Origin of the sequence: Acinetobacter sp. UBA6720, assembly GCF_002454215.1 — a bacterium.
Classification (GTDB): Bacteria; Pseudomonadota; Gammaproteobacteria; order Pseudomonadales; family Moraxellaceae; genus Acinetobacter.
Genome location: NZ_DKIK01000089.1, coordinates 119,284 through 139,550, shown reverse-complemented (window position 1 = coordinate 139,550; position 20,267 = coordinate 119,284). Strand labels below are relative to the sequence as shown.

Here is a 20,267-nt window from a genome sequence, read left to right as displayed (position 1 = left end):
CCTAAGGAGCCGATGATGTCAAAATGTTTAGAAAATAAATTTTCGATGAAAAAAACAGCTATAAAAATAGTACTCACAAGTCTATTGGGGTTGATGGGGACGACACAGGCATTTGCTGTAGATAAAGCTGCTTTTGTATATATTGGCCCGACCAGCGATCATGGTTGGACATATTCACATGATCAAGGACGAATCAAGGCGGAAAAAGCCTTGGCTGGAAAATATAAGACGTCTTATATCGAAAATGTACCCGAAACGGCTGATGCAGAACGTGTGATTCGTAATTTGGCACAACAAGGTAATAAAGTAATTTTTGCAACTTCTTTTGGCTATATGAATGCCATGGAAAAAGTGTCGAAACAGTTCCCTAATACTGTATTTATGCATGCAACTGGCTACAAACAGGGTAAAAACCTAGGGGTCTATGATGTGCGGACTTATGAAGGGGCGTATATGCTTGGAGTCGTCGCTGGTCAAAAAACCAAATCGAATGTGCTCGGTGTAGTTGCCTCGTTCCCAATCCCCGAAGTGGTGCGCAATATCAATGCTTACACATTGGGTGCACAAAGTGTTAATCCAAAAGTGAAAACGAAAGTCATTTGGGTGAACTCTTGGTTTAACCCAGGTAAAGAACGTGATGCTGCACTGGCCTTAATTTCACAAAAAGCAGATGTATTAATGCAAAACACTGACTCGCCAGCAGTTGTACAAGCAGCTCAACAAAAGGGTGTTTTTGCCTTTGGCTGGGACTCTGATATGAGTAAATTTGGCCCTAAAGCACACTTGGCTGCATCGGTTTTGCATTGGGAAAAAATTTATACTCCAACCATGACTCAAGTAGCAAATAAAACATGGAAACCAAGTGCAACTTGGTATGGCGTCAAACAAAGTGCAGTCAATATTGAAAATTTTGGACCTTCTGTTCCTGCCAATGTTAAAGCCTCAGCACTCAAAGTACGTGATGACATTCATTCAGGCAAACTTCACCCATTTTCAGGACCGATTTATAAACAAGATGGCAGTTTGGTGATTGCCAAAGGAAAAACTTTAGATGATGCGTCGCTGAGCAAAATGAACTATTACGTTAAAGGTGTAGAAGGTTCACTTCCGAAATAACGCATCGTTTGAGACGTCGCGGTTTTGTCCATTTAGTACGATACGAGCTGAATGGACATTCAATGCAGAGATTCGAAAGAGCATCACAATCATGAATACACCAGACAGTCATATCACTAAGGTCATGCATAGAGAACCTCAACAAGCAAGTACTCGCTTAGAGTTAATTAATATTTGCAAAAGTTATAATTCGCTACGTGCAAATGATCAAATTCATCTCAAAGTTCATGCGGGTCAAATCCATGCCATCTTAGGCGAAAATGGTGCTGGAAAAAGCACACTCATGAAAATTATTTATGGTGCGACCAAAGCCGATGAAGGCCAAATTCTTTGGAATGGTAAAGAAGTCAAAATAGATAGCCCTTCGACAGCGAGAAAATTGGGCATTGGCATGGTTTATCAGCATTTCTCTTTGTTTGAGACTTTAACTGTTGCAGAAAATATTCAACTTGGTCTTGATGAGAAAATTGACATAAAAACGCTCAATGAAAAAATCATTGCAGTATCTGAACAGTACGGTTTACCTGTTGATCCGCGCCGTGAAGTGTATTCACTCTCAGTGGGCGAACGGCAACGTGTGGAAATTATCCGCTGTCTATTACAAAGCCCCTCCCTCATTATTTTAGATGAACCAACCTCAGTACTTACTCCACAAGCGGTTCAACAATTATTTAAGACATTGAAATTACTCGCTTCACAAGGTGTCTCTATTTTATATATCAGTCATAAACTTCATGAAATTAAAGAGTTATGTGATGAAGCAACCATTTTACGAAATGGTAAAGTTACAGGCCATGTTAGACCAGAAGAAAATAGTACCAGTGATCTGGCGCGTTTAATGATTGGACGTGAGTTACCTACGTATATTCACGATGAATATCTAGGTGAGAAGCAAATATTGTTTGAGGTTTCGAGTTTAAATCAACCCACAGATGATCCTTTCGGTGTTGCGCTAGAAAATATCAGCCTGAACTTAAAAGCGGGAGAGATCCTCGGTATTGCAGGTATTTCGGGCAATGGGCAAGCAGAACTTTTGTCTTTAATCTCTGGAGAGAAAATAACCACAAATGGCAGCATTTATCTAGAGGGGCAAAATGTCAGTAAGATATCCGCAGGTGCACGTCGTGATTTGGGCTTAGGCTTTGTCCCCGAAGAACGTTTAGGGCGAGGTGCTGTACCCAATATGACACTGTCTGAAAATGCGCTATTGACTGCATTTAGGCAGGGTTTGACTAAATTTGGACTGATTAACTTTGAAAAAACCAAACTATTTGCAGAAAAATGTATTGAAAAATTTAGTGTAAAGGCTTCTGGTGCACAAGCAGAAGCACGCTCACTTTCAGGTGGTAACTTACAAAAATTCATTGTGGGTCGAGAAATTTTACAACAGCCCAAAGTTCTCATTATTTCTCAACCCACTTGGGGCGTTGACGTAGGAGCATCAATGTTTATTCGACAAACATTGATTGATTTATCTAGACAAGGCGTTGCGATTTTGGTGATTTCTGAAGAGCTCGAAGAATTGTTTGAAATTAGTGATTACATTTGTGTATTGGCTGCTGGAAAACTATCCGAACCTATGCAGACCCGTAGTACCAATGCAGAACAAATCGGGTTGTTGATGTCAGGGATTACCAGTGTTGCACACACTGTAGATTTAGCCCATTCACAACAAGTTCAAGCTTAACCATTTCATCTAAAGGTGGTCACATGTATTTATTAGAACCTAGAGAAAAGCCTTCTCAAGTCATGAAATGGTTATCACCTGTTATTGCACTAAGTGCAATGCTGGTGGTCAGTAGCTTACTGTTTCTGATGCTTGGGGTAGATCCTGCGCGCGCACTGTATATCTTTTTTGTTGAACCGCTAACTTCACTATATAACCTCAGTGAGCTCACCATTAAAGCCAGCCCATTAATTCTCATCGCACTTGGCTTAGCGATTGGCTTTCGCGCAAAACTATTCAATATCGGTGCCGAAGGTCAACTGACTATGGGGGCTATTTTTGGTGGCGGAATTGCTATTTTATTTCATGACCATACAGGTTGGTGGATCCTCCCTTTAATGGTGGTCATGGGGGCCATTGGTGGTGCATTTTGGGGACTGATTCCTGCATTTTTGAAAACACATTTTAATGCAGAAGAGACCCTTACTACCTTAATGATGAACTATGTTGCGCTTTTTGTTTTGTTGTATCTGGTGAATGGGCCGTGGCGAGACCCAGATGGTATGAACTTTCCACAATCGGTCATGTTCAATGAAAGTGCGACTTTGCCTTTTGTCATTGAAGGTACTCGTGTGAATGCTTCGATTTTTATTACCTTTCTTGCTGTGGTTATTTTTTGGGTATTTATTAAAAAAAGCATGAGTGCTTATAAGTTAGAAGTCAGTGGTCAAGCACCGATGGCTGCAAAATATGCTGGCTTTTCATCAAAAAAAGCGGTCTGGCTTAGTTTAGGGTTATCTGGTTTTATGGCGGGTATCGCAGGTCTTTGTGAGGTTGCAGGACCGATTGGACAGTTAAATCCAAATATTTCACCAGGCTATGGTTATGCAGCCATCATCGTGGCTTATTTAGGTCGTTTAAATCCTATTGGAATTGTACTCTCTGGTTTTTTAATGGCTTTACTTTATTTGGGCGGTGAAATGGCGCAAATGGAACTGCAATTATCTGTTGCTATTACAGGAATTTTCCAAGGTCTATTGCTGTTCTTTTTATTAGCTTCAGATGTGTTGATAGAAAAACGTTATCGGTTTGCAAAAAAGAAGCTCAAATCAAAGATGTCAGAAACTGACCCAACTGTCGCTTAAACTTAGAGAGGAAAGTTCATTATGAGTATAGAAGTAACCGCTATTTTGGCAGGTACGATTGCAGCTGCAACTCCTCTGGTTTTTGCTGGTTTGGGGGAGTTAGTTGCTGAACGTACTGGGGTAATTAACTTAGGTGTCGAAGGCATGATGTTGGTCGGAGCAATTGCGGGTTTTGCTTTTGCAGCCCAGTATGAGGCCAGCGTAGCCAGCGCATTGTTAGTCGGGGCTTTGGCTGGGATGTTGATGTCTTTGATTTTTGCATTTTTTACACTCTCACTCAGTACCAATCAATCTGCTTGTGGCTTAGCCCTTACTATTTTTGGTATCGGTATTTCTGCATTTATTGGACAGAACTATGTCAGTACGGCTTTACCCGGACTACAAAATTTAAATATACCTGTATTGTCAGATATTCCATTGATTGGCCCCATCTTATTTCAACAAAACTATGTGGTGTATTTATCCATTTTGGCCTTTGTATTTGTTTGGTGGGTCTTGGCAAAGACGCGTTTAGGGCTGTTACTTAAAGCAGTTGGGGAGTCACCTGAAAGCGCACATGCAATGGGTTATAACGTTCTAGGTATTCGTTACTGTGCTGTTTTATTTGGTGGGGCAATGGCAGGTATTGGGGGGGCATTTTTATCGACTGTTTATACCCCAATGTGGATTGAAAACATGGTTGCGGGGCGCGGGTGGATTGCAATTGCTTTAGTGGTTTTTGCTGCTTGGAAACCAGCACGTTTAATGTTGGGTGCTTATCTTTTTGGTGGAGTGACAATTTTACAGTTTCATGCTCAAGCATTGGGTTTAAGCATTCCCAATGAGCTTTTGTCCGCGCTGCCATATGTTGCAACGATAGTGGTTTTGGTGGTGATTTCTCGAGATAAAAAACTGTTGAAGCTGAATTTACCTGCATCACTTGGCAAAACATTTACCCCTTAAATTGGATCCATTGAGAAAGCTATGAAAATATTAAGTGCAGATTATGTACTCACCATGAATCAAAATTTGGATTGCATCAAAAATGGTGCCATTGTTGTAGAGGGTACTTTGATTCAGCAGGTTGGTAAACTGGAAGAGATCCGTGCTCAATTCCCTAATCTAGTGGTAGAACATTATGCAGATGCTGTGCTCATGCCAGGCCTTGTGAATACACACTGTCACTCAGGTTTACTGCGAGGTACTGCCGAAGGTTTACCTGTATGGGACTGGTTACAGCAGTTTATCGACCCAATGCACCGGGTTTTATTACCTGAAGATGCGAAAATGGCATCTTATCTGTGCTATGCGGAAGCGCTACTTTCTGGCACAACAACGATTGTGGATATGTGGCGGTTTATGGATGGCAGTGCTGAAGCTGCCAAGGAACTAGGTATTCGTGCAGTACTGGTGCCTTATGTCGCAGAGCATCCTGATCATAATTATTTTGAAACGTTGCATAGCAATGAAGTGTTGATTCAGCAGTGGCATCAAGGTGCAAATGGTCGTATCAATGTTTGGGTGGGTTTGGAGCATTTATTTTATGCAGAAGAGCAAGCATTAAAACGTATACAACACTTATGTCAGGACTACCAAACAGGCTTTCATACGCATAGTAATGAAAGTAAGTTTGATGTTGAAGAAAACCTTAAACGCTATAACAAACGCCCCATTCAAACCTTAGAACAACTTGGTTTACTCGATGCACCGCAATGCTTATTGGCGCATTGTGTATGGGCTAACTCCACAGAAATCGACATCTTAAAAAACTATCAGGTGGGAGTGGCACATAATCCAATATCGAATATGAAATTAGCATCAGGTGCAGCACCTATTCGAGAAATGTTAGCTAAAGGGGTAGCGGTTGGTTTGGGAACAGATGGTGAAAAAGAAAATAATAATTTAGATATGTTTGAAGAGATGAAAACTGCATCATTGTTGGCAAAATTTGCAAATTTAGATGCTTCCGCACTAGATGCATGGTCTGTATGTAAAATGGCGACAACTCTTGGGGCTAAAGCTTTAGGTATGCAAGAAAGCATCGGTTCTATTGAAACAGGGAAGCAGGCAGATATTATTGCAATAAAAACAGCAACGCCACGAATGACCCCTTTAATTGGTGAAGGGAAATTATTCAATTTACATCATAATTTAGTACATGCAGTTCAGGGTCAAGATGTTGTCATGACCATGGTGGCAGGTCAAACAGTCGTACAAAATGGTAAACTAATGAATGCTGACTTACAGCATTTAATTGATCAGGTGAATCGAGCAGCGCCATTACTGTTTAAAAGACGTGAAGATTGGCTTAGTCTTCGCGGGAATGCCGTCAATGAGTTACAACGTGAAATTGGATGAGAACTTAAGTTATTCATCACATAATAATAAGTCATGAAAATAAAGCACATGTGCTGCCATCAACGGGTTACATTATGTGAGGTAAGTAACTGTATATAGAGTACTTGATGACAATAACATGGATTCTTTTTACGCTTATGGCTGCTTTTATGCAGGCTTGGCGCAACGCTTTTCAAAAGCAACTCAGTACGACTGTCGATGTATATGGTGTAACACTCGCAAGGTTTATTTTTGCTTTACCTTTGGCATTTATATACATCGTGAGTCTTTATCATTTTCAACCTATTGTTGAAGTTGTTCATTTTAATCCACGTTTTGCCACTTATATCTTTATTGCTGCAATTAGCCAAATTGCAGCAACTGCATTAATGGTTCAGTTATTTAAACAAAAAAACTATGCAATTGGTGTTGGGCTTGCTAAAAGTGAGGCCATTTTGGCAGCAATTGTTGCAGTTATCTTTTTATCTGACCACCTGAGTATTTTAGGCTGGGTAGGAGTCGTGATTGGCGGTTTTGCGGTATTCCTCATGTCCAAAGGTCGCGGCTTTTCCGATTTTTCATTACAGACCTTATGTATAGGTATCGGTAGTGGCTTATGTTTTGCTATCACATCGCTTTTGGTACGTGAAGCCAGTTTAGAACTCACTAATTTACCGTTTATTCACCGTGCGGCGTGGGTTCTTATCTGTGTGATTGGTACACAGTGTTCATTGCTCTTAATTTACTTAGGTATATTTCGTCGTGTTACTTTATGGGCGATGTGGCAGCGAGTGGGACTTACATTTCGCGTCAGTTTATGTAGTTTCCTTGCTTCATTGGGCTGGTTTAGCGCGATGAGTATGCAGTCCGTTCCAATTGTTAAAACATTAGGGCAAGTTGAGATCATTTTTAGTATGTTGATCTCTGCCTTTTTCTTTAAGGAAAAATTGGCACGAGCTGAACATTTAGGCATTATTTTGGTGGTGATTGCTGCATTTCTAGTGATTTGGGCTTAATCAATAAAGCTTTGTCATTGATTTGTAATGACATTGGTTATACCAAATAAATGGAATACGGAATTAACCCATATTCTATCTGTGTGTGAAGAGCTTAAACGGATATGTAGCTTAAGCTCGTACCAGTATAGATAAAGTCAAAATGTAGATTTGAAACTCTCATCTTAGCCTACAGACATGTTTTCCAACTATATGGCTTTGCTTTAAGACAAATAGTTTTTATCTGCTCCAATAACAAAAATAACGCCCAAGCAAAATAGTCCACAATAAATAGCAAACCAGATAATCATGTTTTTAAATGCTTTGTCCGAAATAGAACTATCCGCATATTTTGCTGGTTTTTTAGGGTCTAGATCTTTCATGGTTACTGCACTCAACTGAGGTGATGTGTACATTATGCAAAGCACAGACAGCATGAAACAGATACAGAACATGATTAAAAAAATATAACAGCGTATTGGCAAATATATAGAACTGTTATGGTTTTCATTATTGCCTGTTAAGCAAAAGTGAAAGAATATTCACTATGAATTTTATACATACTGAACCATGAGAGAATTCCATTTCATTCATGATCTAAATTTTTGTACATTAAATGCAGTGGTACTTTGTATGTGTAGAGTTAGCCTAATTGACCTAAGCATAAAGTTTAAAATGATAGCTAGAGAGCATGATGAAAAATTTTGAGAATAAAGTTGCTGCGATCACGGGGGCAGGTTCTGGTATCGGACAGCAGTTGGCTATTCAATTAGCCAAACAAGGTGCGCATTTGGCACTCAGTGATGTCAATGAGCAAGGTTTGGCAGAAACATTAAAGCTTGTCAAAGATTATCCTGTTTCGGTCACACTTACAAAACTAGATGTTTCAGACCGCAAAGCTGTTGAGGACTGGGCCAAACAATGTGAACAAGACTTTGGCCAGATCAATTTAATTTTCAACAATGCAGGTGTTGCCTTAGCCAGTACTGTTGAAGGCTTGAGCTATGAAGATGTGGAATGGATCTTTAAAATCAATTTTTGGGGTGTGGTGTATGGAACCAAAGCTTTTTTACCCTACTTAAAGAAAAGTGGTGCTGGGCATATTGTGAATATTTCAAGCTTATTTGGACTCACTGCACAGCCTACCCAGAGTGCCTATAATGCGACAAAATTTGCTGTTCGTGGTTTTACCGAAGCACTACGTCAAGAACTAGACCTAGAAAACTGTGGTGTCAGTGCGACTTGTGTTCACCCAGGTGGTATACGAACCAATATCGCCAATAGTGCTCGAATGAGTGACAGTATTCGTACGCTAGGTATGAACCCTGAGCGTGCTAGCCGTTCTTTCAACAAAATGCTTAAAACTCCGCCAGATGTGGCAGCACAGTCCATTTTAAAGGCTGTGAAAAAAAATGAGCGCCGTGTCTTAATTGGAACAGATGCCAAAATTATGGATCTAGTACAACGCATTACACCGACAGGTTATACACAAGCCATGAACTTTTTGACTGGGAAAAAGCGTCAAAAATAAAGGCTGGCAAACTTGAAGGATGATTTTATTGTTTTAACCGAGTATGCTGAATCGAGTAATTTTTCAAATCAAAAAAAGCTTCGATTTCAATGTTAAAGCATTGCATCCATTAAAATGATAAGGAGTCCTACATGAGTGGTTCTCATAACCATGATCATAGCCATGTTGAAGTGACTGCAAAAAATGCCAAGAAATTAACGCTTGCACTTGCCTTGACCACGACATTTTTAATTGTTGAGGTTATTGCTGGATTTATCACACAAAGTTTAGCCTTACTGTCCGATGCGGCGCACATGTTTACTGATGCTGCTGCTTTGGCGATTGCCTTAGCCGCCATCAAAATTGGACAAAAACCTGCCGATGATAAACGTACCTTTGGCTATCAACGGTTTGAAATCTTGGCAGCTTTGTTTAATGCCATGATGTTGTTTGTGGTGGCCATTTACATTTTATATGAAGCTTATCAGCGCTTTAGTCAGCCCCCCGAAATCCAAAGTATAGGCATGTTGGTCGTTGCTGTTTTGGGTTTAATCATTAACCTAATTTCAATGAAAATTTTGGTGTCGAGCAGTCAAGACAGCTTAAATGTGAAAGGGGCTTATCTTGAGGTGCTGAGTGACGCCTTGGGCTCTGTGGGTGTGATCATAGGCGCATTGGTGATTTATTTCACGGGTTGGATGTGGGTAGATACCGTTATTGCGGTATTGATCGGCTTTTGGGTCTTACCTCGAACTTGGGTGCTACTGAAGCAAAGTATCAATATTTTGCTCGAAGGTGTACCAAGTGAAATTGATATCGAATCTCTACGCAATGACTTGTTGGCTTTAGACGGTGTACAAGGTATTCATCAACTTAAAGTTTGGGCCATTACCTCTAAAAATGTGCATTTAACCGCACATTTGATTGCACCTGATGTAGATCAGAGAGCTTTATATCACCAAGCTGTGGAGTTATTAGGACATGAGCACGGCATTACCCAAGTGACTTTGCAAATCGAAGATGATGAATGCCATCCACACCAACATGAACATAGTCATTAAAAAAGGCTTGACCTTAGACTTAGTCTAGGCTTTACAATAGCATCACTTTTTTTCAGTACGACATTATGCGTTCTACCACGTGGATTAGCGTCTTAGTTGCTTTATTCATGTTCCAAAGTCTTTGGAACGTGGCGGCAGCTTTTTGCGTCCATGAAGAACAAAAAACTCAAGTCGTGACGCAACAAAATTTTCATTTTGGGCATCATCAATCCACTTTGTGTGTATCGGATGCGAAAGCACATCAACAAAGTAGTATTGATGACCATACTCAAACGGCAAATGATCAGTTTGAATTAGGTGAAGACCATCAAGATCATTTGCCTTCAATGGCACATTTGATTATTCCGAAAGAAAAAAACTATCAACTGCCGCTCGCGCTTGAGATAAAAGAACCGCCACAATTTTTTTGGCATAATGCCTATCAAGCCCCTGATTTACTGGGGCAACATCCGCCCCCTGAACTTTCCCCGCTAATGGTGGGGTAGCCTAAAATATTTCCCACCACTTCTTCTAAAAATTAGTGGGAAAAAGCATGTCGAATCAATTCAAGGCGTTTATACGCCAAGCTCTTGCTGTGGGCATAACAACAGCTACGATGCAATGGAGCTTTGCTGAACCAGTCAAGACTTTGGATGAGGCTTTGGCAAAAGTAGAGCGTTATCAGAACCAAAGTGAAATTGGGCAACAGCGTCAAAGCATTTCAGAGCTGAACATCAAAAACAGTGGTTTATGGCAAAACCCTAGCTTAAATATCAATCAAGATGGTTTTGGTTCAAATACCGATCGTGAACTCAGTATTGCCATTAGCCAACCTTTAGATGTTTTTGGACAGCGTAAGCTCAATCAAAAACTCGCAGAAACAGCACACCAACAAGGCCAATTACAGCAACAACTGTGGACAGCACAAAGCCAATTGGTGGTGAAATTTGCATGGTCGCAGTTGGCTTTAGCACAAGTTGAAAAATCGCTATATGCCGCACAGCTCAAAGTGAGTCAACACAATTTAGACAGTGCCAAAAAGCGCTATCAGGCGGGCAGTATTGCTTTGGTTGACTATGAACGTGCGCAAATCGAAAGCTTAGATATGCAACGTTTATATCAACAAGCAATACTGGCTGAACAAGTAGCACAGCGTCAACTCTCAAACCTTTGGGGCGAAACTAAAGCCGATATTCAACTCAATGCGACCACCATGCCATGGCCAGATCAAAGTGAAGCCACAGTACAGCGTTATATTGCTGAAGGTTGGTTGGAAAAGCTATATGCCCTGAACATTCAACAGTCCAATTTAAACATTGAAAGTTTAAAAGTGCAGGCGCGTCCCAATCCGACCTTAAATGTCGGCATGAAACGGAGTCAAGCACCGAATGAAAATAGTGATACCACATTAGGTGTTGGCGTGGATATTCCGCTGAATATCTTTAACCGTCAGCAATACAGCATTCCGATGGCACAGCGTCAGCAAAGCTTGTTGAATCAGCAGCAGCAGCGTGAGTTAAAACAGCAAATTTTAGATATCGCCAATGCCATGCATGAGCTCAAAGGACTAAAACAGCAGTTCGGTGCGATCAGTCAACAAACAACTTTGGCAGAACAAGTACAAGTACGTACATTACAAGGTTTTAAAGCCGGAAAGCTGTCTATTACCGACATTCAACAAGCCAACTCGCAACTACAAAGCATACGTCTTGGGCAGTTACAGTTATTGCGTCAAGCCTGGCAGACCGCATTGACCGCAGAATCGCTTAGCCTCGGCACTAGTTATGAACAGATCAGTAGTTCAGATGCTTATAGCCAAATCAGTAAAAACTCAATCGCACAAATACAAGACCTCATCCTTGGCGGAGCACAATAATATGCAACTGAAGAACCAACTTGGAAAAATATCACAGCCATTGATGATTGGGCTTTTGCTTCTAGTAACGCTCCTGATTGCTATAGGAATTTGGTTTAGCTCGAAAGATAAAACCACCGATGAACATGAGCATGGGGAACATGAAGAATCTGAACATGCGGATGAGCCCGAGGCAGAAAAAGGACATGCTGAGGAAGGTGAAATTCAACTGACAGCGCAGCAACTGACAGAGCAAGGCATTCAAATCGCTTCGGCTCAACAAGGCGCGGTATCTCAAGTCACTGTTTTACCTGGAAAGCTTGTGGTGAATACCGATCAGCAAGCCCACATTTCGCCAAACTTTGGTGGGCATGTGGAACAAGTACATGTTGAACTTGGTCAAAACGTACAAAAAGGACAAACTTTAGCTGTACTGTCCGTACCTGAACTGATTGATCAACAAGCCAATTTACGGATGGCCCAAGCTAGCTTGGACTTGGCACGTCAGGATTATCAACGTGAACAGCAGTTATGGTCACAGGGCATTTCAGCTAAACAAGACTACCAACGGGCAGAAAATGCTTACCGACAGGCACAGATTACTGTGCAATCCGTGCAAAGTCGTTTAAATGCACTGGGGGCAACAGGTGGTATAAATGGTCGTTTTGCCATTAAAGCACCCATCTCAGGGGTGATTAGCCAAAAAGATATCGTGGTGGGTGAAAACGTACAATTGGCCGATCAACTGTTTGTGATTGAACAATTTAAAGAGTTATGGCTTGAGTTTAATCTGCCTGCACAGTTATCGAGTCAATTACAAACCAATCAAAGTGTAACGTTCAAACCGAATGCCTCTGAGCAAAAATATGAAGCCGTCATCCAAAGCTTAACCTCTCAGGCCGATGCCCAAACGGGGCGCTTAGTGGTACGCGCTAAATTAAAAAGCCAAGCGGCTGAATTACGTCCAAATGTTTTGGTGAATATCTTTTTAGACAATACCAGTTCCAAAACAGCGCTTCGTGTCCATAAAAGTGCTATTCAAAACATTGAAGGTCAAACGTCAGTATTTGTGGTCGACGCTGAACAAAAAGGGCAAGTGCATTTGAAAGCACAACCTGTTGTACTTGGACAAGCGTCAAATGATGGTCAATGGATTGAAGTCGTTTCAGGTATAAAAGCAGGACAACGCTATGTCAGTCAAGGCAGCTTTGTTCTTAAATCTGAACTCGAAAAAGGCGAGGCTGATCATGCACACTAATCATGATTTACCCAAGCCTGAGGGTTTGTTTGAACGAATTATTCAGTTCTCTATTCAAAATGCCATTTGGGTCATGCTCTTTGTCTGCACGTGGATTGCAGTTGGTGTATACAGCTATCAAAAGCTGCCAATTGATGCAGTGCCTGATATTACCAATACGCAAGTACAAATTAATACCCAAGCCAATGGTTTTACCGCACTGGAGGTTGAACAGCGGATTACTTATCCAATTGAAACGGCAATGGCGGGTATTCCAGATTTACAGTTGACTCGTTCTATTTCACGCTATGGTTTGTCCCAAGTCACCATCGTATTTAAGGATGGTACAGACATCTATTGGGCACGCCAGCAGATTAATCAGCGGGTACAAGAAGCCAAAGCGGATTTACCCAGTGATGTTTCTCCAACCATGTCGCCAGTTTCGACGGGTTTAGGTGAAATTTATCAATGGGTCATTAAAGCTGAACCGAATGCCAAAAAAGCCGATGGTACAGCTTATAGCGCGATGGACTTGCGGGAGATCCAAGATTGGATCGTTCGTCCACAATTGCAACGTGTTGCAGGGGTTGCAGAGGTCAACAGTATTGGCGGGTTTAATAAAACCTATGTGGTTGCTCCTGACTTAAACCGTATGCAGCAGTTAAATATTTCCTTGAGCCAACTGCAAACTGCTTTACAGGAAAATAATGAAAATCGTGGGGCAGGTTTTATTGAGGAAAATGGTCAGCAGCTCACAGTTCGTGTGCCTGGCACACTCAACAGTCTTGCAGACATTGAAAATACAACAGTTGCCAGCCCAAATGGTAGCCCGATCCGTGTTGCGGATATTGCGCAGGTTTCAATTGATCATGACCTCAGAACAGGAGGCGCAACCTATAACGGCGAAGAAACTGTACTCGGCATCGCTATGATGATGATGGGTGAAAACAGCCGAACGGTGTCTAAAGCTGTAGATGCCAAAATTCAAGAGGTGCAAAGCAGTTTACCGCAAGGCGTTAGAATCGAAACAGTTTATGACCGCACCACGTTGGTGGTAAAAGCCATTAAAACGGTGCAAAAGAACTTGGTTGAAGGCGCAATCTTGGTGATTGTGATCCTGTTTTTATTCTTGGGTAATATTCGTGCGGCGTTAATTACAGCCTGTGTGATTCCACTGTCTATGCTGTTTACTTTAACTGGTATGGCACAGCAGAACATCAGTGCCAACCTGATGAGTTTAGGGGCATTGGATTTCGGTATTATTGTTGATGGCGCAGTGGTAATTGTTGAAAACTGTATTCGCCGTTTAGCTCATGCACAACAACTGCTCAAACGACCGTTAACTCAGTCGGAACGCTTTAAAGAAGTATTTTTAGCAGCACGCCAAGCTCGTCGTCCACTTATTTTTGGTCAATTGATTATTTTGGTGGTGTATTTACCGATTTTTGCATTGACTGGTGTAGAAGCAAAAATGTTCCACCCAATGGCTTTGACTGTTGTTCTTGCACTGGTTGCGGCCATTATTTTGTCGATCAGCTTTGTGCCTGCTGCTGTTGCACTTTTTGTTAAAGGTGATATTAAAGAAACGGAAAGCCGTTGGATGTTGTGGTTAAAAGAGCGATATCAGCGAGTATTGGACTGTGCCTATCAATACAAAGCAGTGGTTTTAACCTTTGCACTGTGCTTATTGGTATTAACAGGTTTACTCGCAACGCGGATCGGCAGTGAGTTTGCACCGCAACTGAGTGAAGGCGACTTTGCTGTACAGCAACTGCGTTCCCCAAGCACAGGTTTAGAAGAATCACTTCGTATTCAGGAAAATACGGAAAAGCTACTTCTGAAAAAATTCCCTGAAATACACGCTATTTTTGCGCGTACAGGTACGGCGGAAGTGGCAACTGATGTGATGCCACCAAATATTTCAGATGGTTATGTCATGCTGAAACCCCGTGATGCATGGCCAAACCCGAAAGAAACATTGGATGAACTGCGTAGCCGTATGCAGGCGTATTTAGCGACATTGCCCGGTAACAACAGTGAGTTTTCTCAGCCAATTGAACTGCGTTTTAATGAGTTAATATCGGGTGTACGTAGTGATGTCGGTGTCAAAATCTTTGGTGATGACATGCAAGTATTAAATGCGGAAGCTGAAAAAATCAGTAAATTGATTCAACAAGTTTCAGGCAGTACCGCAGTCAAAGTTGAACAAACGTCGGGTTTACCTTTGCTTAATGTTGAAATTGATAAAAGCTTGGCAGCGCAATATGGCCTAAGTGTTAAAACCATACAAGATTATGTATCAGCAAGCATTGGTGGGCAAAATGTCGGTGAAATTTTACAGGGCGACCGCCGTTTTGACTTTGTGATTCGACTCAGTGAACAAGACCGTAGTGTCAGCGGGATTGGGCAACTGCCAATACAACTTCCAAATGGCGGCAGTATTTTACTCACCGATATTGCCACGGTAAAAATGATGGATGGCATCAACCAAGTCAGCCGTGAAAATGGCAAACGTCGTGTGATTGTCACTGCGAATGTGGAAGGGCGCGATTTGGGCTCTTTTGTCACAGAGGTACAAACTCAACTTAAGCAGTATCCACTACCAAGTGGCTATTGGATTGAATATGGTGGTCAGTTTGAAAATCTGGCTTCGGCACAGGCTCGAATGCAGATTGTGATTCCACTGGCATTATTGACGATCTTTATTTTGCTGATGGCTGTTTTCCATAACATTAAAGAAAGCCTACTGGTGTTCACGGGTGTTCCATTTGCCTTAACAGGTGGTGTGCTTTTCTTATGGTTAAGAGACATTCCCTTGTCGATGTCTGCGGGTATTGGTTTCATTGCCTTATCTGGCGTTGCCGTCTTAAATGGTTTAGTCATGCTGACCTTCATTAAAGAGTTAAGAGGGCAATATCACCTGCATGAAGCCGTTTGGCAGGGGGCGATTTTGCGCTTAAGGCCTGTTTTAATGACCGCCTGTGTGGCATCCTTAGGTTTTGTGCCGATGGCACTTGCTACGGGCACAGGGGCAGAGGTTCAGCGACCACTGGCGACCGTAGTGATTGGTGGAATTATTTCTTCGACGTTATTGACCTTGATACTATTGCCAGTGCTGTATCGTTGGATGAATGCTAAAAAAGAAACGGAAATTTAATCCTTTAATCAACTAAAGCATGGGGAGGCAAAATATAGCCCCCTCATGCTTTTTTATGATGCTTGATATCAGCCTGATCGCGTTTAGAAGTTAAAAATGGCAAATCTGTTATAGTCTGTTATATTTTTTTCACAAAGAACTGTATCTGTCCTTTCGTATAGGAAACCTTAGAATAATGAATATAGATAGAGTGTTGAGGTACTGGAAATGAACTTTTTACTGAAGAAAAATAGAGCTTGGTTTGTATTCTTTATCATTACTTTATATTCATTTCTTGGATTTTTTCTTGGATTTATCATTTGGGAATATGTTCTAAAGTAAAACTAAACATCACGATGCAAAGGCGCAACAAATAATACTTTGTATGATGTTCAAACCGATATTTTTAAGATTCAACAAAAAAGAATGAGGCCTGTGTTGCTTCATTCTTTTCTATTTTTAGTCTGCATTTCAATAATCATCAGCACTAAATACATAACACTGTGTATTTAAAATACATGATGCGCCTTACATCTTTTTCTATCAGTAGGTAGATAAAGACTTAAATCACTTCAAAGCCAATACCTGCATGTTGTTTTAAGCGTTCAATATAGCGCCCATCAAACATCGTTGCAGGGGTCCAAAAACCGCCATTTCGTCCTATTTTCTCGCCATTTTTATGATGATCCAAAACCAAACTTAACGCTGCTTGCCCCAACATTTTTCCTGTTGATCCATAACCTGGATCACGGTCGCCTGTGACTTTGATTCGAAGACTTTGTCCTGCATCTGACTTGCCAATAAATCGTAAATCAAAACGGCCAGAGCGTTGTTGCTCGGGTGTCGGGCCTTCACCAGGTTTTGGGAGCATATAGCGCTCCATCAATTTACTGACAGGCTTGGTGACCGCTGCAAGCATGAATGCACCTAATCCTGCGACCAAGCTATAAGCTTTGACACGACCATTCCAACCTTGGCCTGTCAGCATGGCTTCGTTATAGCTAAAGTTTGCTCCATAGGCATTGTTTGAAAGTGCATTTGAACGGTGCACAACCCGTTCATTAACAGCAGACATAACAAAGGGGGCAATCCATGCATCAAAATCGCTGTCAAACTCAGCCGATTTTACATAGTGTTGACGTGCACTGAGTGCATGATTTTGTGGCACAAGGAGGTACGGGTTCACTAAAGCTTTGCGTAGTGCAGGATCAGCTGCGGCTTCTTGTATGACATTAATTAAACTGGCCACCGTTCCGCCAGAAGCGCCGCCTTTTAAAACTTTCACTCGCATTTTGACGTTGGTCGCTGGGGCATGCCACAGTTGCTGTGCTTGCTGTTGTAAAAAATACACGCCCATATCAGAAGGGACAGAATCAAAACCGCAACAATGTACAATCCGTGCACCAGAATGTTCGGCTTGGCTTTGATACTTATCGATCATTTTTTTAATCCATTGTGTTTCGCCCGTAAGGTCACAATAGTCTGTACCTGTTTCAACACAGGCCTTGATCATCGGTTCACCGTAAAGTGCATAAGGACCTACGGTTGAAACAACCACACGGGTTTGTTCACACAGCGTGTGAATTGCGTCACTGTCATTGACATCTGCAATCATAATGTCCAAATTTTGTGCTTTTTCACCAAGCTTATTTTTTAACGCATTGAGTTTGCTTGATGAACGGCCAGCGATTGCCCACTGAATTTTTTCACCTGACTCACCTTGCACTGAGAGGTAGTCGCTTAGGTAAGTTGTTAAAATTTGTCCAACAAAGCTGGTTGCACCAAATACCACCAAATCATATTTTTTGTTTTTTATTGCCGTCATGGAGAAACTCCTTATGGAATCATGCTTAAGGTCAGTAGTACACCTGTGTTTGCTATAAACACTATAAGCTTTAAGTGAACTTGAATGTCAAGTCGGGAAAAGTGTAAATATTTACAGACATAAAATTGCTATTTATTCGCAATCTTTTACATGAATTACAGCATTAAAAAGATTTTCACGTGCTGACATTTCAATATAACCTTTCTTTAACAATAGATATGCTGGATCTTAAATGCTGCTTTAAGCAGAAGCCAATGATGTAAGTAAGATAGGTAGGCATTACATTCTTAGACATTCGTTACCCATAAAAATGAGAGATTAAACGTGTATTCAGGTATTTCAGGGAATGTTGACCGTGATCCTGAAATCTTTGACTTTGAATTATTGGTCATTATGCAAAGCTAATCTAAAAATTTAGCATCTAGATGCTAAATCCACTTTAACTATGAGTGGCCTAAAGATTGCTCATTTCTTATTTTGATCGCGTATAAAAAATCACTTGACATTAAAGTTAACTTTAATCTTAAAGTAGTCATCAGATCAAAAGAGGTGATCATGATGAACATATTTGATGCATTAACCCTACCCAATGGGACAACGATTCCAAACCGCCTTGCTAAAGCGGCAATGGAAGAGAACATGGCAACTTTAGAGCAAGCACCATCACAAGATTTATTTAATCTTTATCATACTTGGGCCGAGGGTGGTGTCGGTTTGATAATTACTGGAAATGTCATGATTGATAGCCGGGCAATGACAGGACCTGGCGGGGTAGTGCTTGAAGATACCGAACATCTTGATCTATTTAAAAAATGGGCAAATATTGGACGTGCCAAAGGTGCTCAATTTTGGTTGCAAATTAATCATCCAGGACGTCAGATGCAGTCGAATATGGGGCAAGACACTTGGGCTCCTTCTGCTGTAGCTTTAGATCTAGGCAAAATGTCGGATAAGTTTGCAACACCAGTTGAAATGACAGAAGTGATGATTGAAGAAGTCATTCAGCGTTTTGCACGTACAGCACAACTGGCTGAGCAGGCAGGTTTTACGGGTGTGGAAATTCATGCTGCACATGGCTATTTACTCAGTCAATTTCTATCACCACTCAGCAACCAACGCCAAGATCAGTGGGGCGGTTCACTGGAAAATCGTGCTCAAATTTTACTCGAAATTGTGAAAGCGGTACGTGCAGTTGTGTCTGATCAATTTGCAGTTGCTGTAAAACTTAACTCGGCCGACTTTCAGCGTGGTGGCTTTAGTGCAGACGATGCCAAACAAGTGGTTGAAATGTTGAATGAGCTTGCTGTGGATTTGGTTGAACTTTCAGGTGGTAGTTACGAGGCCCCTGCAATGCAAGGCCAAGCCCGTGATGGAAGAACGCTTGCACGTGAAGCTTACTTTTTAGAATTTGCTACAGAAATCCGTAAAATCGCTCGAATGCCGATTATGGTCACAGGGGGAATTCGTCGTCAGCCAGTGGCTGAGCAGGTCGTACAAAGTGGTGTAGAAATGGTGGGGATTGGGACTGCGCTTGCGTTAGAGCCAAATTTACCTAATGCGTGGAAAGCAGGTCAAAATCTTGCCCCTGAACTCAAACCAATAGAGTGGGAAAACAAAGCACTCGCTTCGGTTGCCAACTTGTCAACTGTAAAGTTTCAGCTACGCAAATTGAGTCAAGGTAAGAAACCAAACCCTAAAGTATCACCATTTTGGGCATTGATTTTACAGCAACTTGCAATGAGCAAACGTACTAAGCAATATCGTCATCGTATGCAGCGCCGTGCAAAAGCTTTGGTTTAAGTCTAAGGGAGCAAACTTCACATAGCATAAAATAGTTGCTTATGTCCTGACTAACAGAGAGTGTAAAAGTCATCATCGTGAGAAATATCAGTCCGTGAATAAACTCACTGGTATTTTTCTATGCTCTCTACCGCATGCTTAAATATGATTGATTTTTGTATATCACAGGCTTCAAGTTCACTTGAATATAAAGAGGGTATTTCGTATGAATATTAGTGAGTTGTCGAAACTGAGTGGGTTGAGTACACCTACAATTCGCTATTATGAACAAATTCAGTTATTGCCTAAACCTAAGCGTTTATCGAATGGTTACCGTCAATATTCAGAAGAAGATTTAAAACAATTGTATCTGATTAGGCAGGCACAACAAGTTGGCTTTTCCTTAGAAGAGATCAAATCGTTGATCCCTGCAAATATTGCTAACTGGAATCATGACAAATTGATTCAGACCTTGAATGACAAAGTACAAGAAATTGTGAAAATGCAAAAAATGTTGGCTGAAAATAAAAAGAACTTACTGATTCTGATTGATTCGATACAAAATAAGCCTCAAGACTTAAGCTGTGAAGAAAATGCACACCGACTACTTAATACATACTATGCTGAATCTGAAAGTGAAGCTTAGT

At 41.2% G+C, this 20,267-nt stretch carries 17 protein-coding genes; 15 read left to right on the top strand and 2 right to left on the bottom strand.

The features are described 5' to 3' along the window. Positions 1–93: 93 nt before the first annotated feature. The 6 genes from B4F08_RS08370 (at position 94) to B4F08_RS08345 (ending at position 7,259) form a co-directional block, all read left to right on the top strand. Entirely contained in the window at positions 94–1,116 is a 1,023-nt protein-coding gene (locus B4F08_RS08370) for a BMP family ABC transporter substrate-binding protein (protein WP_291374128.1), read from the top strand. Positions 1,117–1,240: 124 nt separating this feature from the next. Further along, entirely contained in the window at positions 1,241–2,803 is a 1,563-nt protein-coding gene (locus B4F08_RS08365; protein WP_291374127.1) for an ABC transporter ATP-binding protein, read from the top strand. A 23-nt stretch (positions 2,804–2,826) separates the two neighbouring features. After that, positions 2,827–3,927: an ABC transporter permease gene (locus tag B4F08_RS08360; protein ID WP_119063943.1), complete on the top strand. Its 1,101-nt coding sequence runs from the start codon at positions 2,827–2,829 to the stop codon at positions 3,925–3,927. 21 nt (positions 3,928–3,948) lie between these two features. Then, positions 3,949–4,869 (top strand): ABC transporter permease, encoded by a 921-nt coding sequence (locus B4F08_RS08355; protein WP_086210922.1) that lies wholly within the window; start codon positions 3,949–3,951, stop codon positions 4,867–4,869. A 21-nt stretch (positions 4,870–4,890) separates the two neighbouring features. Continuing rightward, complete coding sequence (locus B4F08_RS08350) at positions 4,891–6,264, top strand: amidohydrolase family protein (protein WP_086210921.1); 1,374 nt, start codon at positions 4,891–4,893, stop codon at positions 6,262–6,264. A 107-nt stretch (positions 6,265–6,371) separates the two neighbouring features. Beyond that, positions 6,372–7,259: a DMT family transporter gene (locus tag B4F08_RS08345; RefSeq protein WP_291374114.1), complete on the top strand. Its 888-nt coding sequence runs from the start codon at positions 6,372–6,374 to the stop codon at positions 7,257–7,259. Positions 7,260–7,462: 203 nt separating this feature from the next. Here the strand turns inward: B4F08_RS08345 and B4F08_RS08340 are convergent, their stop codons facing one another. Next, entirely contained in the window at positions 7,463–7,621 is a 159-nt protein-coding gene (locus B4F08_RS08340) for a hypothetical protein (RefSeq protein ID WP_162900279.1), read from the bottom strand. Positions 7,622–7,932: 311 nt separating this feature from the next. Between B4F08_RS08340 and B4F08_RS08335 the strand changes: the two genes are divergently transcribed. The 7 genes from B4F08_RS08335 (at position 7,933) to B4F08_RS08305 (ending at position 16,358) form a co-directional block, all read left to right on the top strand. After that, entirely contained in the window at positions 7,933–8,769 is an 837-nt protein-coding gene (locus B4F08_RS08335) for an SDR family NAD(P)-dependent oxidoreductase (protein ID WP_291374126.1), read from the top strand. 131 nt (positions 8,770–8,900) lie between these two features. Continuing rightward, the gene (locus tag B4F08_RS08330) at positions 8,901–9,809 is read left to right on the top strand and encodes a cation diffusion facilitator family transporter (protein ID WP_119063947.1); all 909 of its coding nucleotides are present in this window, start codon (positions 8,901–8,903) and stop codon (positions 9,807–9,809) included. A 65-nt stretch (positions 9,810–9,874) separates the two neighbouring features. Next, positions 9,875–10,294, top strand: coding sequence for a cation efflux protein, CzcI-like (locus tag B4F08_RS08325; RefSeq protein ID WP_087527476.1), 420 nt, complete (start codon positions 9,875–9,877; stop codon positions 10,292–10,294). A gap of 47 nt (positions 10,295–10,341) precedes the next feature. Then, complete coding sequence (locus B4F08_RS08320) at positions 10,342–11,664, top strand: TolC family protein (protein ID WP_291374113.1); 1,323 nt, start codon at positions 10,342–10,344, stop codon at positions 11,662–11,664. 1 nt (position 11,665) lies between these two features. Continuing rightward, complete coding sequence (locus B4F08_RS08315; protein ID WP_291374112.1) at positions 11,666–12,901, top strand: efflux RND transporter periplasmic adaptor subunit; 1,236 nt, start codon at positions 11,666–11,668, stop codon at positions 12,899–12,901. Continuing rightward, complete coding sequence (locus B4F08_RS08310; RefSeq protein ID WP_291374111.1) at positions 12,891–16,037, top strand: efflux RND transporter permease subunit; 3,147 nt, start codon at positions 12,891–12,893, stop codon at positions 16,035–16,037. The genes B4F08_RS08315 and B4F08_RS08310 overlap by 11 nt, the downstream gene beginning before the upstream one ends. Positions 16,038–16,244: 207 nt before the next feature. Further along, positions 16,245–16,358, top strand: coding sequence for a hypothetical protein (locus B4F08_RS08305; RefSeq protein WP_291374110.1), 114 nt, complete (start codon positions 16,245–16,247; stop codon positions 16,356–16,358). 220 nt (positions 16,359–16,578) lie between these two features. Here the strand turns inward: B4F08_RS08305 and B4F08_RS08300 are convergent, their stop codons facing one another. Then, the gene (locus tag B4F08_RS08300; RefSeq protein WP_414632467.1) at positions 16,579–17,832 is read right to left on the bottom strand and encodes a saccharopine dehydrogenase family protein; all 1,254 of its coding nucleotides are present in this window, start codon (positions 17,830–17,832) and stop codon (positions 16,579–16,581) included. A 567-nt stretch (positions 17,833–18,399) separates the two neighbouring features. Here B4F08_RS08300 and B4F08_RS08295 point away from each other — a divergent pair. Next, positions 18,400–19,641: an NADH:flavin oxidoreductase/NADH oxidase family protein gene (locus B4F08_RS08295; RefSeq protein ID WP_291374125.1), complete on the top strand. Its 1,242-nt coding sequence runs from the start codon at positions 18,400–18,402 to the stop codon at positions 19,639–19,641. Between the two features lie 205 nt (positions 19,642–19,846). Continuing rightward, a complete protein-coding gene (locus tag B4F08_RS08290) occupies positions 19,847–20,266 on the top strand; it encodes a MerR family transcriptional regulator (RefSeq protein WP_151706873.1) in 420 nt (139 codons plus the stop codon). Position 20,267 lies beyond the last annotated feature (1 nt).